This is a genomic window from Streptomyces sp. NPDC055103, from assembly GCF_053607625.1.
On the sequence record NZ_JBSGTX010000013.1, the window covers coordinates 88,305 to 103,339 of the forward strand.

General features: G+C 72.3%; 9 protein-coding genes and 4 pseudogenes. 6 read left to right on the forward strand and 7 right to left on the reverse strand.

Annotation, left to right across the window (positions count from 1 at the left end; genetic code table 11):
• The first annotated feature begins 118 nt into the window (after positions 1-118).
• On the forward strand, positions 119-3,436 hold the full coding sequence (locus ACWFR1_RS11385) for an AfsR/SARP family transcriptional regulator (protein ID WP_453549188.1): 3,318 nt from the start codon (positions 119-121) through the stop codon (positions 3,434-3,436).
• Positions 3,437-3,511: 75 nt separating this feature from the next.
• Here the strand turns inward: ACWFR1_RS11385 and ACWFR1_RS11390 are convergent, their stop codons facing one another.
• Positions 3,512-4,396 carry an NAD(P)-dependent oxidoreductase gene (locus tag ACWFR1_RS11390; RefSeq protein WP_453549190.1) on the reverse strand — a complete coding sequence of 295 codons (885 nt, stop codon included), beginning with the start codon at positions 4,394-4,396 and terminating at the stop codon, positions 3,512-3,514.
• A gap of 49 nt (positions 4,397-4,445) precedes the next feature.
• Here ACWFR1_RS11390 and ACWFR1_RS11395 point away from each other — a divergent pair, with 49 nt between their 5' ends.
• Complete coding sequence (locus tag ACWFR1_RS11395; protein WP_453549192.1) at positions 4,446-4,865, forward strand: MerR family transcriptional regulator; 420 nt, start codon at positions 4,446-4,448, stop codon at positions 4,863-4,865.
• A gap of 49 nt (positions 4,866-4,914) precedes the next feature.
• Here the strand turns inward: ACWFR1_RS11395 and ACWFR1_RS11400 are convergent, their stop codons facing one another.
• Positions 4,915-5,751 (reverse strand): class I SAM-dependent methyltransferase, encoded by an 837-nt coding sequence (locus ACWFR1_RS11400; RefSeq protein ID WP_453549194.1) that lies wholly within the window; start codon positions 5,749-5,751, stop codon positions 4,915-4,917.
• 214 nt (positions 5,752-5,965) lie between these two features.
• Here ACWFR1_RS11400 and ACWFR1_RS11405 point away from each other — a divergent pair, with 214 nt between their 5' ends.
• The 3 genes from ACWFR1_RS11405 to rph all read left to right on the forward strand — a co-directional run bounded on the left by ACWFR1_RS11405 (position 5,966) and on the right by rph (position 10,484).
• Positions 5,966-7,084 (forward strand): AI-2E family transporter, encoded by a 1,119-nt coding sequence (locus tag ACWFR1_RS11405; protein ID WP_453549196.1) that lies wholly within the window; start codon positions 5,966-5,968, stop codon positions 7,082-7,084.
• A 143-nt stretch (positions 7,085-7,227) separates the two neighbouring features.
• Positions 7,228-7,842, forward strand: coding sequence for a dihydrofolate reductase family protein (locus tag ACWFR1_RS11410; protein WP_453549198.1), 615 nt, complete (start codon positions 7,228-7,230; stop codon positions 7,840-7,842).
• Positions 7,839-10,484, forward strand: coding sequence for a rifamycin-inactivating phosphotransferase (gene rph / locus ACWFR1_RS11415; RefSeq protein WP_453549201.1), 2,646 nt, complete (start codon positions 7,839-7,841; stop codon positions 10,482-10,484). The genes ACWFR1_RS11410 and rph overlap by 4 nt, the downstream gene beginning before the upstream one ends.
• A 27-nt stretch (positions 10,485-10,511) precedes the next feature.
• Here rph and ACWFR1_RS11420 read toward each other — a convergent pair.
• From ACWFR1_RS11420 to ACWFR1_RS11440, 5 genes and pseudogenes are all read right to left on the reverse strand, one after another.
• Positions 10,512-10,850: pseudogene (locus ACWFR1_RS11420) on the reverse strand (ROK family protein); the annotation flags it as partial.
• 14 nt (positions 10,851-10,864) lie between these two features.
• A pseudogene (locus ACWFR1_RS11425) lies at positions 10,865-11,530 on the reverse strand (heparin lyase I family protein); the annotation flags it as partial.
• Positions 11,531-11,641: 111 nt separating this feature from the next.
• Positions 11,642-12,244, reverse strand: a complete 603-nt coding sequence (locus tag ACWFR1_RS11430; RefSeq protein WP_453549274.1) for an outer membrane protein assembly factor BamB family protein — start codon at positions 12,242-12,244, stop codon at positions 11,642-11,644.
• A pseudogene (locus ACWFR1_RS11435) lies at positions 12,220-12,603 on the reverse strand (hydroxyacid dehydrogenase); the annotation flags it as partial. The gene ACWFR1_RS11430 and the pseudogene ACWFR1_RS11435, both read right to left, overlap by 25 nt.
• 24 nt (positions 12,604-12,627) lie before the next feature.
• A pseudogene (locus tag ACWFR1_RS11440) lies at positions 12,628-13,107 on the reverse strand (carbohydrate ABC transporter permease); the annotation flags it as partial.
• Positions 13,108-13,243: 136 nt separating this feature from the next.
• Between ACWFR1_RS11440 and ACWFR1_RS11445 the strand changes: the two are divergent.
• Positions 13,244-15,010 (forward strand): beta-galactosidase, encoded by a 1,767-nt coding sequence (locus ACWFR1_RS11445; RefSeq protein WP_453549204.1) that lies wholly within the window; start codon positions 13,244-13,246, stop codon positions 15,008-15,010.
• The last annotated feature ends 25 nt before the right edge of the window (positions 15,011-15,035 follow it).

A 15,035-nucleotide genomic window follows, 5' to 3' on the forward strand; every position in this document is an offset into this window, starting at 1 on the left:
CACACACTCGCGCGGGGCTCTGCAGCGCGGATGAAATTCCGCTGATGCAGGAGACTTGGGATACTGCACGGGCCTGCACGGGCAGGGAATCACGGGGACATGAGGCTTCGAAGTGGGCGTGGACGCAGTACGTCCGGAACCGGACGCGGACGAAACGAGGGGGCGGCTGTGGATCGCGCTGCTCGGGCCCGTCGGGGCCCGTCGCGGTGACGCGCCGCTCGCCCTCGGCCCGGTGCGGCGACAGGCGGTTCTCGCCGCCCTGATCCTGCGCGCACCTGCCTTCGTGACGTACGGGCAGCTCCTCGACGACGTCTGGGGAACCGAACCGCCGGGTACGGGTCACCGCGTCCTGCCGAGCTACGTCTACGGCCTGCGCAAGACACTGGACGCGGCGGGCGCCGGGCCGGCCCGGTCGGTGATCGAAGGGGGTCACGGCGGCTACCGCTTCGCGCCCGGCGAGACCCGGACCGACCTCGACGACCTCGCCGAACACACCGGTCTCGCCCGGCGTGCGAAGGCCGCCGGTGACCTCGGCGGCGCTCTCGACCACGGCGGCCTGGCTCTGGAACTGCTCCGCAGCGAGCCGCTGCCCGGCCTGCCGGGGCCGCTCGCCGAAACCGAGCGGCACCGCCTCACCCGGCAGCGACGCGCCCTCCACCAGGACCGTGTCGAGTGCCTGGTGCTGCTCGGGCGGTATCCCGAGGCGCTGGACGGCCTCATGGCGGCGTCGGCCCAGCCGCACGACGAGCCGCTGGCCGCCCTGCGGATGCGTGCCCTGTACGGCAGCGGCCGGCAGGCCGAGGCGCTGGCCGTCTACCAGGAGACGCGGCGTCGGCTCCTCGACGAGCTGGGCGTGGAGCCGGGCGAGGAACTGCGCCGTGTGCACCAGGCCGTGCTGCGGCGGGAGGACCGGTTGCTGCTCGGCCGGGCACCCGGTCCCCACGCGGCCGTCCCGTACCCGGGCATCCCGCACGCGGGCATCCCTCACGCGGACGCCCCGGATGCGAACGTTCCCCACGCTCACGTCCCTCAAGCGAACGTCCCTCACCGGTACGTCCCCGACCCGGACGGCTCTCCCGCGGGCGAGGACGCCCACGCGCACTCCTCCTCCACCCGCCCCGGCACCGGCCCTCTCCCCCACCCCGGCCCTCTCCCCCGCCGTAACGAACTGCCCGGCGACATCGCCTGCCTGGTCGGCCGCGAGGCCGAACTCGCCCTGCTCACGGGCCCTGTGCCTCCCGGCGCCGTGACCGTGATGACGATCGACGGCACCGCGGGCGTCGGCAAGACCGCCCTGGTCGTGCGCGCCGCCTGGGCCTTGGGCGACGCTCATCCCGACGGCTGTCTGTTCGTGGACCTGCACGCGTACGGCGCGGCCCACGAGAGCGTCGGCCCGCAGCGGGCGCTGCGCCGGATGCTGCGCGCGGTCCGCGGAGCGGGCGAGGAACTCCCGTATGCTTCGGTCGACTTGGGCGACTCGGACGAGCCGGGTCTTCCGGGCGACCCCGACGGACCGGACGACGTGACGGAACTCGTCACCGCCTGGCGTGCGGCGACGAGCGGGCTGCGGCTGCTGCTGGTCGTGGACAACGCCCGCAGCGCCGAGCAGGTACGGCCGCTGCTGCCCGCGGGACCGGGAAGCCGGGTCCTCGTGGCGGGCCGGCACCGCCTGCCGGGCCTCGACGCCGATCTCCGGCTCACCGTGGAGCCGTTGGGCCCGGGGGACGCCGTCGGTCTGTTCCGGGAGCTCCTCGGGACGTCCCGGGCGGACCGCGAGCCCGAGGCGGCGCGCGAGCTCGCCCGGCGCTGCGGCGGCCTCCCGCTGGCGCTGCGCATCGCGAGCGCCCGGCTGCAGAACCGCCCGTCATGGACGCTGGCCTTTCTGGCGGACCGGATGTCCGACGACGCGCGCGGCCTCGGTGAGCTGCGGGCCGGGGACCGCAGCGTGGAGGCCGCCTTCCGGATGTCGTACGACCAGCTCGCCCCCGAACTGCGGCGCGGTTTCCGAGCGTTGGGCTCGGCGCCGACCGCCCGCTTCGACGGGCTCACCCTCGCCGCCATGCTGGGCCGGTCCGTCGAGGACGCCGAGGATCTCCTGGAGGACCTGGTCGACGCGAGTCTGCTCCAGCAGCCGCATCCCGGCCGCTACCGGCTGCACGATCTCGTCCGGGCGCACGCGCGTCGGCTCGCCGCCGGATCACCCCAGGAGGCTGCCGCGGACCGCTCCGCCGTCCTGCGGCTCTACGCGTCGGCGGGCCGCGCCGCCGGCGACTGGGGCCCGGAGGCCTTCCCCACCGGCCATGAGGTCAACGGTTCGCCCTTCCCTGGTGGGGATGGTTGGGGTGGTTGGGGTGGTTGGGCCGACCGGGGCGGCCGGGGTGGTCGGGGTGGTCGGGGTGGCCCGCCCGGTCGTTCCGGTTCGGCAGACGCCTCCGCGTGGCTGAACGCGGCGGGCGGCGATCTCGTCGACGTGGTGGCCTTCGCCACCGCCGCCGGCGAGTTCGACCACGCCTGCTGGATCGCCGAGGCCCTGGTCGACCACCTGGCACGCCAGGGCCACTTCCACGAGTGCCGCACCGCGCTGGAACACGCTCTGGATCACGCCGACATGACGACCGACCGGCGGATGCCCTCCTCGCTGCGCATCTGCCTGGGCATCGTCGACGTCTACCAGGGTCGGTTCCGGCAGGCTCGCGAACGGTTCACCGAAGCACTGCGGTACGCCCGCGACCAGGGCGATCCTCGGGACCACGCCCGGGCGATCGCCGGTCTCGGCGCCGCGACATGGCCGCTGGGCAGGACCGAGGAGGCGCTGGCCCACCTGAGCGAGGCGGTGGAGCTGGCGGCCGGCCTCGACGACGACTGGCTGACCGGGATGGCGAACTGCAACCTCGGCGCGATCCACTCCCAGCAGGGGCGGCACGAGCTGGCGCTCGACCACTACGCCACCGCGCTCACCCTCGCCGAGAAGAACGGCCGCCCCCGGACGATCAGCAGCACCCTGTGCTTCGTCGCGGAGGCGCAGCAGGCCCTCGGCCGGCACGCGGAGGCCACGGACCTGCTGCGGCGGGCCGCCGAACTGGCCCGCGAGGCCGAGGACCTCCCCCTGCGCACGGCGGGCCTGTCACGGCTGGCCGCCGCGGAGCACATGCAGGGCGATCTGCGCGCGGCCGTCGAGACCCACCACGAGGCGCTGTCGGCGCTGACTCCGCACACCAGCACCTGGCTGGAGATGGGGGTCCGCGTCCGCCTCGGCAACACGTACGCGGCGGCGGGGCGCCACGCCGAGGCGCAGCGGGAGTTCCGCACCGCGCTCTCCTTGCCCGGAGCGGGCGACCACCCCCGGGAGTACGGTCTGGCACGCGACGGGCTGAGCGACACCACGCAGGAGCTGCCCCCTCCCGGGAGTGCCCCGGGAGGCCCGCTCGACTCCTGATCCGCTCGACTCCTGATCCGGTCGACTCCTGATCCGGTCGACCGGCCGGTGGTCGATCGTCAGTCGGCTGACCGGTCAGTCCCGGTGGGGCTTGCCGAACTCCTCGATCAGCACGGGGTACTGCTCCCCGCCGTGCCCGGCGGCGATCGCACGGTCCGCCATCGCCTTGATCAGCTGGGGCAGTTCGGTGTTGACGCCCGCCGCCTCGCTCTCCTCGATCAAGTGGTCCATCGCCCGCGCGTCGGTCTCAAGCGCCGCCACCTCGGCCGGGAAGGATCCCTTGTCGATCTGCTCGGCGTACCCGGGCAGCCACTCGGCCACGCCGGCGGCGATCCGACGTGCGAACGGCGCATACGTCGCGGCGTCGACGCCCGCCGTCCTGAGCAGGGCGGTGCCCTGGAGCCAGGCGTTCAGGACGCTCCACATCATGGCCAGACCGGCCACGTCGTACAGCGACGCCAAGCCGTGGTCCTCGCCGAGGTGGGTCACGGTGCCGAGGGCTTCGAGGGTCGACTCGTGCGCCGCGAAGAGCTCCTGCGGTCCGCTGTGGAGAATCACCGCGTCGGCGGTCCCGATCACCGGCGGGACGGCCATGACGGCGCCGTCCAGGTAGCGGGCTCCGCGCTGCTCGGCCCACCGGGCGGCCTCCCGGGCCTGGCCCGAGCTTCCCGAGGTCAGGTTGATCAGCGTCGCACCGTCGAGGTCGACTCCGTCCGCGCCGAGCAGTTCGTACACTGCCCGGTAGTCCGTGAGGCAGATGATCGTCAGGGGGCTCGCCGTGAGCGCGTCGGCGACCGTCGGCGCCGACCGGGCTCCCGCGCCGACCAGTTGGTCGGCCTTGGAGGACGTACGGTTCCACACGGTCGTGGGGTGACCCGCCTTCAGGAACGCGCCGGCGAGTGCCTGGCCCATCCGTCCGAGTCCGATGACCGTCACAGGGGCAAGTGGGGTGTTGTTCATGGCAGCATCGTCAACGTTGATACCGGTGTGAAGGTCAAGGGAGGTCGCGATGCTGATCGGTGAACTGAGTCGTCGGGCGGGCGTCAACGCCCACCAGCTGCGCTACTACGAGGCCCAGGGCCTGTTGGAGGCGGACCGCGGAGCGAACGGCTACCGCGAGTACGGCGAGACGGCACTGCTGAGGGTGAAGCAGATCCGGCACCTGCTCGGGGCCGGGCTGTCCTCCGAGGACATCGCCTATCTGCTGCCCTGCGCGGAAGGCGAGACGCCGGAACTCCCCGGATGCGCCGAGCTGTTGACCGCGATGCGCTCGCGCCTGCGGCGCCTCGACGACGAGATGGACCGGATCGCCCGGTCCCGCGAAGCCCTCACCTCCTACATCGAGGCGGCGGAGCGCAGCGGCAAGGAGGACTACCCGCCCTTCACCGGCGCCGACACCGACACCGACGCCGCGCCCGTCGCCTCCTGAGGCGCACCGGGACCGCACCTCCCGGTCGTGCCGGGCCGGCCGACGCCGGTCAGCCGGGCTTCCGCCCCCAGGTGGTGAGCATGCCGGCCGACAGGGCGGCGCACTCCTCGGAGTCCAGGTACCGGATCGCGGCGTCGACGGCCGTGTCGTCGACCAGTCCGGTGGCGAGCATCGCCGCCCTGCTCCGCTGCCATGTGTCCGCCCAGAAGCGGCTGATGGGGCTGCCGGGCGACAGCGGCGGCACATGCATCTCCGCGGCGACGGGCATCAGCCCGGCCTCCCGAAGCAGTTGGGGGTACGACGGTACCCAGCCGACATCGGTGCCGATGGCGTCGCGAAGCCCCTGCCACATCGCCCGCATCATCTCCGTGTACGGAGTGCCGGCGGCGCGGTCGTTCGCCGGGTGGGGATCGACCGCGTCGCTGAGCACCAACACCCCGCCGGGTTCGACAAGTTCGGCGAGTCGGGCGATCACACGGTCGTGCTCGGGCAGGTGCATCAGCACGAAGCGCGCGTGGACGAGCCGGAACCGGCCGGGATCGAAGTCCCGGGCGGTGATGTCGGCCTCCAGCACGTCGAGCCCCGGCACGGGCCGCCGCGTGAGGAACCGTACGTCGCGGTCCACGGCGAGCACGCTCTCCACCCCGGCCTCGGTGAGCAGCCGCCGGGAGACCGTGCCCGTGCCGGCACCCACGTCGAGGCAGCGCCATCCCGGGCCGACCCCGAGCGCCCGCAGCCGCGCCATGGTGATGTCGTCGTAGGCGAGGGCGCCGAAGTCGATGCGCTCGTCCTCGCCCGCTTGCCCGGGACGGAAGACGTCCTCGCCGTAACGGCCGCCACCGGCCCCGTCGCCCCCCGCCGCGGCCCCGCGCGGGGCGGGGGTCACGTCGCCGCCGGCAGGGCGCCGAGGGTGTCGTCCTCGATGAACGGTTGCATGGCCGGACCTCTTCGTACGTGGGGCGGGCCGTCCCAGGCCCCCGTGCCGTCCCACCGATACTCCACCGGCGACCGCCCGGACGGTCGAGGCGCGCCGCGCCTGAGCCGATCGGCCCTCATAGTGGGGCCCGGTGCGTGATTCGGCGTCGCGCGGGAATGCTTGGATGTCTCCCATGCTGAGTCCCACGAAATCCACCGCCGCACTCCGGACGGCCGCCCGCTTCTCCGCGGAGTCACTCCTCGTGCTGCTGATGGCCGCGGTGACGCTGTGGCTCGTGGGCCGCATGTGGTCCATAGCGTGGCCGCTGATCGCCGCCCTGTTCCTCACCACCCTGACCTGGCCGCCGGCCCGGTTCCTGCGTCGGCACGGCTGGCCCCCCGCCCTGGCCGCGACCACGGTGACCGTGCTCTTCCTCCTGCTCGTCGCGGGCGTCGTCGCGTCGATCTCCGTACCGATGGCGTCCCAGTCCGGCGAACTCGCCGACGGCGTGGTCGAAGGGATCCAGCGGCTGCGCGAGTGGGCGGCCGGGCCGCCCCTCAACATCGGCGACAGTCAGATCAACGGCGCCCTCGACAGCGCCGTCGCCCGCCTCCAGAACAGCATCGGCAGCATGGTCAACGCCGTCGCGACGGGAGTCGGCACCGTCTTCAACGGTGTGGTCACCGCCTTCCTCGCGCTCTTCCTGATGTTCTTCTTCCTCAAGGACGGACCGCGTTTCCTGCCGTGGCTCACCCGGCAGCTCCCCGGCCGGCTCGCCACCGACATCCCGGTCGTGGCCGAACGCGGCTGGGAGACGCTCGGCGCGTTCGTGCGCTCCCAGGCGTTCGTCGGTCTGCTCGACGCCGTCCTCATCGGCCTGGGGCTGTGGATCCTCGACGTTCCCCTGGTGCTCCCGCTGGCCGTCCTGACGTTCGTCTCGGCGTTCGTGCCGATCATCGGCGCCCTGTTCGCGGGTCTGGTCGCGGTCCTCATCGCCCTGGTGTCGAACGGCCCGACCGACGCGCTGATCGTCCTGGCGATCATCGTGGTCGTCCAGCAGCTCGAGGGCAACGTCTTCCAGCCCATGGTCCAGAGCCGCGGCCTCGGCCTCCACGCGGCGGTCATCCTGCTGGCGGTGACGTTCGGGGGCAGCGTGGCCGGCATCGTGGGCAGCCTGCTCGCCGTGCCCGTGGCCGCGTTGATCGCGGTGGTGTGGAACTACGTACGCGAGCAACTGACGGATCCCCACCAGGAACCGGAACCCGACGCGGCCCCCGCCCTCGTGCCGGACGCGCTCGGCTGACGCGGGCCCGCGACGAGGCCGATGCCGGCGGTCAGTGAGCCGGCGACGTCGGAGCGGGCTCACTGGGGCGAGCCACCGTACGAAGACGTGCGGGCCGTGATCCCGCGGCCGTACTGTCGAACCTGAACCGAGGAGGTCTTCCGATGCGCAGCGTGACCTATTCGATGGGTGTCTCCCTCGACGGCTACATCGTCGGGCCGGACGGGACATTCGACTGGACGGAGCCCGACGAGGAGGCCTTCCGCTTCTGGATCGACGAGATCCGCGGGGTCGGCGTCCATCTGCTGGGGCGACGGCTGTACGAGACGATGCTGTACTGGGAGACCGTCGACCAGGAGCCGTCCCTCGACGACTCGATGCTCGAATGGGCGTCGCTCTGGAACCCCCTCCCCAAGGTGGTGTTCTCCACGACGCTGTCCGCCGTGCGGGGCCGTGCCCGCCTGGCCTCCGGAAGCGTGGCCGAGGAGATCGCGCGGCTGCGGGCCGAGCCGGGGGACGGCGAGATCGCGATCGGCGGCGCGACGCTCGCCGCCGAGGCGGCCGCGGCCGACCTGATCGACGAGTACCGGACCCTGGTCTACCCCGTGCTCGTCGGCGGTGGCATCCCGTACTTTCCCCGTACCGAGCGCCGGGTGGATCTCGAACTCGTCGAGAGCCGCACCTTCGGCTCGGGCATCGTCCTCCTCCACCATCGCGTGGTGCGCCCGTCGCCCGACGTCGAGCGCAACGCCACGGCTGCCCCCGAGGTGTCGCGATGACCGAGCGGTACGTGCGGGACCTCGGTGAGGTCGGCGAGGTCGGCGAGGTCCATGAGCGACAGGTCGCCCTCGTCGGCGGCAAGGGCGCGCACCTGGGCGAGCTGTCGCGGATCGAAGGGATCCGCGTGCCGGGCGGCTTCTGCGTGACGACGGACGCCTTCCGGCGGATCATGGCGGAAGCGCCGTCGCTCGACGATCAGCTCGATCAGCTGGCGCGCTCGGCCCCGGACGACCGGGAGGCGATCCGCACGCTCAGCGCGCGGATCCGGCGGACCGTCGAAGGGACCGCCGTCCCGGACGACGTCGCGGCGGCGATCACCCGCGCGGTCGCCCGGTCCGGCGAGGGAGCCGCCTACGCCGTCCGGTCCAGCGCGACGGCGGAGGACCTGCCGACGGCCTCGTTCGCCGGCCAGCAGGACACGTATCTGAACGTCGTGGGGACGGCGGAGATCCTCCGGCACATCAGCCGGTGCTGGGCCTCGCTGTTCACCGAGCGCGCCGTGACCTACCGCCGCCGGAACGGCCTCGACGACCGTACGGTCCACATGGCCGTGGTCGTGCAGCGGATGGTCCTCCCGGACGCGTCGGGGATCCTGTTCACGGCCGACCCCGTCACGGGCAACCGGAAGGTCGCCACCGTGGAAGCGGGCTTCGGCCTCGGCGAGGCCCTGGTCTCCGGCCTGGTGAACCCGGACGTCTTCGCCGTGCGGGACGGTGAGGTCGTCGCCCGGACGATCGCCGCCAAGCAGCGTGCCGTCCAGGCCCTGCCGGACGGCGGTACGCGGGACGTGGCGATCGCTCCGGGGCGGCAGGAGCAGCCGGCGCTGACGGATGCGCAGGTCCTGCGGCTCGTACGGCTCGGGCGGCGGATCGAAGAGCGTTTCGGCCGCCCGCAGGACATCGAATGGTGTCTGGTCGACGACGGCTTCGAGTTCGTGCAGAGCCGGCCGATCACGACGCTGTTCCCCGTCCCCGAGGCCGCTGACCAGGAGAACCACGTCTACGTCTCCGTCGGTCACGGGCAGATGATGACCGACGCCATGAAGCCGCTGGGGCTCTCCATGTGGCGGCTTACGGCCATGGTGCCGATGCTCGAGGCCGGCGGGAGGCTGTTCGTCGACGTCACCCGGCGCCTGGCCTCGCCCGCGAGCCGCGCCGGTCTCCTGGACGCCATCGGGAAGGGCGATCCGCTGATCAGGGACGCTCTGGAGACCGTCCTCGACCGCGACGACTTCGTCCCGCCACTCCCGGACGTGGAGCCGGGTGGGCAGCCGTCCGGCGGCCCGCCCGGCCCCACGCCCCCGCCTCCGCCCGGGCCCGCGCCGATCGAGACGGATCCGGTCGTCGTCACCGAGCTGATCGCGCGCAGCCGGGCGTCCGTCACCGCTCTGGAGCGCGACATCCGGACGAAGAGCGGGCCGGCGCTGTTCGACTTCCTGCTGGAGGCCTTCGCCGAGCACAAGCGGGTGCTCGGCGACCCGGTGAACATGCGGGCGGTCATGGCGGGGATGGAGGCCACGTGGTGGCTCAACGACAAGCTCGAGGAGTGGCTGGGCGAGAAGAACGTGGCCGACACGCTCACGCTGTCCGCCCCCGGCAACGTCACGTCGGAGATGGGACTGGCGCTGCTCGACGTCGCGGACGTGATCCGCCCGCGGTCGGAGGTCGTGGCCTTCCTGCGGGACGTCGAGGACGAGGGCTTCCTGGACGAGCTGGCGAAGCTCCCGGGCGGCGCCGAGGCGCGCGACGCCATCGAGGCCTACCTCGACCGGTACGGCATGCGCTGCGTCGGCGAGATCGACATCACGAGGCCCCGCTGGCGCGAGTGCCCCACCACCCTCGTGCCCGTGATCCTCGACAACGTCAGGAACTTCGAACCGGGCGCCGCCGGGCGGCGCTTCGAGCAAGGGCGGCAGAGGGCCCGGAAGAAGGAACACGACGTGCTGTCGCGTCTGCGGGCGCTGCCGGACGGGGACCGGAAGGCCGACGAGACCCAGCGGATGATCGACCGGGTCCGTACCTTCATCGGATACCGGGAGTACCCGAAGTACGACATCGTCTGCCGCACCTTCGTCTACAAGCAGGCCCTGTTGGCGGAGGCCGAGCGCCTCGTACGGGCAGGTGTGCTCCGGGAGAGGGAGGACGCCTTCTTCCTCTCGTTCGAGGAACTCCACGAGGTCGTGCGCGCGCAGCGCGCGGACGACCGGCTGATCCGGCGGCGCAAGGAGGCGTTCCGGTCGTACGACGCGCTCACCCCGCCGCGGGTGCTCACCTCGGACGGTGAGACCGTCACCGGGGCGTACCGGCGCGACGACGTGCCGGCGGGCGCGCTGACCGGTCTGGCGGTCTCCGCCGGGACCGTCGAGGGAAGGGCCCGCGTCGTCCTCGACATGGCGGATGCCGACCTCGCCGCGGACGACATCCTGGTCACCACCTTCACCGACCCCAGCTGGTCGCCGCTGTTCGTCGGCATCGCGGGCCTGGTGACGGAGGTGGGCGGGCAGATGACCCATGGCGCGGTGATCGCCCGGGAGTACGGCCTGCCGGCCGTCGTCGGCGTGGAGCGGGCCACCCGGCTGATCCGGGACGGGCAGCGGATCCGCGTGCACGGGACGGACGGATACGTCGAGCTCCTTTCCTGACCGAGGCGTCCGCCGGGCGGGCGCGCCTCAGACCGGTGCCCGACGGACGGGTACGGACCGTGGCGTCCCCGTGGCGAGCAGGTCGCGGGCGAGGAGCCCCGCGCCCAGGTACCCGGCGGCGTCCCCGAGGCCCGCCGGGACGATCGTGGGGAGCTTCTGGAACGTGACGCGTTCCGCCACGGCGGCGCGGAGGGGCGCGAGCAGGGTCTCACCTGCCTCGGCGAGGCCGCCGCCGATGATCAGCGTGCGGGGGTCGAGGACCGTGAGCGCGGTGAGCAGGCCGTCGGCGAGGGCGTCGACCGCCGCCCGCCACACCCCGTGTCGTCGTGGTGGACGACGCGCGTCGGCACGTCTCCCTTCTCCAGCGACTGGCCGGGCCGGTAGAGACCCCACTTGAGACAGCCGAAGTCCGCCGGGTTCACGGGGTGGAAGGTCTTCACGTTCTCGTACGTCTGCCGCGGCGTGAAGTCCGGTTCGCCGGGCATGCGGGTGGCGACCCTGTAGTAGCCGGTGGTGTCGTCCGTCCACTTCACGTCGACCCGGAAGTGCATCCACTGGCCGAGGTGGGGGCGGAAGTCGCCGACCACGGTGGACTGGAGGTTCAGGGTCGGCGAGCGGAAGGCGACGCTGTTCCGCTTGGTCATGAGGTAGAAGGAGGGAAGGTTTCCGCCGGCGTGCTTCCCCTGGAGGATGATGTCGCCCGCTTCCGACTCCCCGGACTCCCAGGTCTCCCAGTCCTTCAGCAGCACGCTGAACTCGTACCGTTGCTCGTCACCCACGACGAACTTGCCCTCGTGGACGTCGTTCGTGGCGCTCTCGCTGCGCGGGGCGCCGTCGGAGACGTAGCCGGGATCGCCCAGGGTCACCTTGTGGGCGACGGCGTGGTCGGTCCCCGAGGGGACGACGTACGAGGCGTCGGGCGCGGTCGCGTGCGTCGTGGTCAGGTTCGGGATGCCGGAGTCCAGCCGGCCGTTCGCGTAGGCGATGTCCAGCAGGGGCGTGGAGAGGCTGGTGCTGCCGCACGAGTCCTCGGAGGCCCGGCTCACGCCGTCCTGTCCGGCCTGCGCGGGTGGCCAGGCCCGCGAGGGTGAGCGTCCCGGCCGCCGCCATCGCGACGACGGACCGCTTCGTCGACTTCTTCATGGCCTTCTTCATGGTCAGAACCCTGGCCTGTCTTCGATACGGACGAGGTGGTGGCCGCGCATCGTGTAGAGCAGGCCGCGGTTGTCGGCGTTGATGTGCGGGCCGCTGTACCAGGCGCGGTTGATCTCGGGGAGGACGGTCCTGACGGCGAACGTCCTGGGGTCAAAGCGGAAGAGGGTGGTGTCGGAGACGCCGTAGACGACTCCGCGGCTGGTGACCATGGCCGCGACGCCGGGGCAGAGGGCGCGGTGGTCGGCGGCGTGGATCACGCGGCGGATGGTGACGTCGACGACGAAGAAGCCGCCCTTGCGCGTGAGTCCGTACAAGTGCTTGCCGTGCACGGCCAGTGCGGCCGTTCCCGTGGTCAGGGAGGCGGGAAGGTCGACGCGCCACAGCTCACGCCCGGCGACCGGGTCGAAGGCGACGATCGTGCCGCGGGGCCCCTGCGAGGTGGGGTTGTCGCCGCCGAGGTACGCGACGCCTTCCCTGGTGGCGACGGCACGCACCAGCTGGATCCCGTCGACCGGGTTGATGTACGCGGCCTTCTCGCCGGTCTTCGTGGAGTAGGTCCACAGGGAGCCGCCGCCCTCGGTGTCGGACTGGGCGCCGACCAGCACGAGGCGACGGTGTACTCGGCGACAGGGACGGCGTTGGCGGCGGCGGCTGAGGAGACCATGAGGCCTCGGTCCCAACAGGACTGTGTCACATGGTGCTTGACGCTTCCCGCGGCATGGACGATCGCCTTCAGGGCCGGTGCCCGTGCCAGGATCTCCTCGTCGAGAACGGGGCAGCCCCACGACGTGATCAGGATCTCCACGTCCGCCAGGTCGGGCTCCTCTGTCAGGTCCTCGGCGACATGGTCGAGGCCGATGTCGACGTACGGCGTCAGTCGCTGGATCTCGGCGGGCGGGAACAGCGCGTCCCGGTGGCGCCGGCCCATGGCGAAGAGGGCGCGGGGTCGAGGGGTCGGATTCATGGGGGAACTACGCACGGTGGCGGCCTACTTGACGGCGCCGGCGGTCATGCCGGACTTCCGGAACCGCTGCAGCATCAGGAAGACGGCGATCAACGGGGCCACGGCCACCAGCGAGCCGACGACGGCCAGCGGGTAGCCCTCGGGGTGGCCCTGCGTGAGCACGGACGAGTACCAGACGTACAGGCCGAGGTTGACCGGGTACAGGTCCTGGTCGGACAGCATCACCAGGGGCAGGAAGAAGCTGTTCCAGATCTGGGTGAACTGGAAGAGGAAGATGGTCACGAAGCCGGGCGCGATCATCGGGAACGCGATGCGGCAGAAGGTCCGGAACTCGCCGGCCCCGTCCATCCGCGCGGCCTCCAGGACCTCGTCCGGCACGTAGGAGGCGCTGAAGACCCGGGACAGGTAGACGCCGAACGGGAAGACGAGTCCGGGGATGAACACGCCCCAGAACGTGTTCACGAGTCCGGCCTCGGCGGCGAGCAGGTGCAGCGGGATCGCCATACCGCACATGCCGCCTGTCCCCCGGCGGTCAGAAGCTTGCCATCCCCCTTGTGTTTACGTAAACATATCGGGAGCAGGCCCTCCCCCGGCCGCGACAGCGCGAGCCCCACCACCTCCAGCACAGGAGCACCCGCACATGCCCCTTCTCCAGATCGACGACGGCGGCTTCACCCTCGATGGCGAACCGTTTCGGCTCCTGTCCGGCGGCCTGCACTACTTCCGGGTCCATCCCGGCCAGTGGGCGGACCGGCTGCGCAAGGCCCGGCTCATGGGGCTCAACGCCGTCGAGACCTACGTGCCCTGGAACCTCCACCAGCCGCGGCCGGACACCTTCAGGACGGACGGCGGACTGGACATCGCCAGGTTCCTCGACCTCGCCGCCGCCGAGGGGCTGCACGTGCTGCTCCGCCCCGGCCCGTACATCTGCGCGGAATGGGAGGGCGGCGGCATCCCCTCCTGGCTGCTCGCGGAGCCGGGCATACGCCTGCGCTCCCGCGACCCCCGGTTCCTCGCCGCGGTCGACGACTACTTCGACCGGCTCCTCACCCCGCTCCGGCCTTACCTGGCCTCCCAGGGCGGCCCCGTCCTCGCCGTCCAGGTGGAGAACGAGTACGGCGCCTACGGCGACGACACCGCCTACCTGGAACACCTGGCGGACTCGCTGCGCCGCCGCGGCGTGGACGTACCGCTGTTCACCTGTGACCAGCCCGCCGACCTCGAACGCGGCGCGCTGCCCGGGGTGCTGGCCACGGCCAACTTCGGCAGCCGCTCAGCGCGGGGTCTGGCCGAGCTGCGGGCCCGCCGGCCCAAGGGGCCGCTGATGTGCGCGGAGTTCTGGATCGGCTGGTTCGACCGCTGGGGCAGCCACCACGTCGTCCGGGACGCCGGCCACGCCGCGCGGGACCTGGACGAGCTGCTGGCCACCGGGGCATCGGTCAACCTCTACATGTTCCACGGCGGCACGAACTTCGGCTTCACCAACGGCGCCAACGACAAGCACACCTACCGCCCCACCGTCACGTCGTACGACTACGACGCCCCGCTCGACGAGGCCGGCGACCCGACCGAGAAGTTCTCCGCCTTCCGTGACGTGATCGCCCGGTACGCGCCGGTGCCGGCCGGGCCCGTCCCCGCGCCCGGACCCAAGCTCACCCGGACGACCGTGACGCTCACCGAGAGCGCCGGCCTGCTGCCCTGTGCCGAGGCGCTCGGCACGGCCGTCGCCGCACCGCGGCCCCTGACCATGGAACAGCTCGGGCAGGACTTCGGGTTCGTCCTGTACGAGACGGTCCTCGCGTCGGCCGGGCCGGCCCTGCTGGAGGTGGAGCACGTCCGGGACCGCGCCCAGGTCTTCGTCGACGGGGTCCCGGCCGGCGTGCTGGAGCGGGAGAACCACGAGCACGCCCTGGCCTTCACGGCTCCCCGGGCGGGCAGCGTCCTCGGCGTGCTCGTCGAGAACCAGGGGCGCGTCAACTACGGCCCCGGCATCCACGACCGCAAGGGCCTGCTGGGCGAGGTCCTCGTGGACGGCGAGGAGCCGACCGCGTGGACCAGCCGGCCACTGCCGCTGACCGGCCTGGCCGATCCGACCGACCTGGCCGCGCTGCCGTTCTCGGCGGGTACGGCGCAGGCCGGGCCGATGTTCCACCGCGGCTCCTTCGAGGTCGCCGAGCCGGCGGACGCGTTCCTCCACCTCGGCGGCTGGACGAAGGGCAGCGTGTGGGTCAACGGCTTCGCGCTGGGCCGGTACTGGTCGCGCGGTCCCCAGCGTTCGCTGTACGTCCCCGCGCCCGTCCTGCGCCCGGGTACCAACGAGATCGTCGTCCTGGAACTGCACGCCTGCCACCGCGCGCGGACCGTCGAACTCCGCGAGGGCCCCGACCTCGGCCCCACCGAGGAGTAGCCCCCGCGGGCGGCACGCGAGGAGC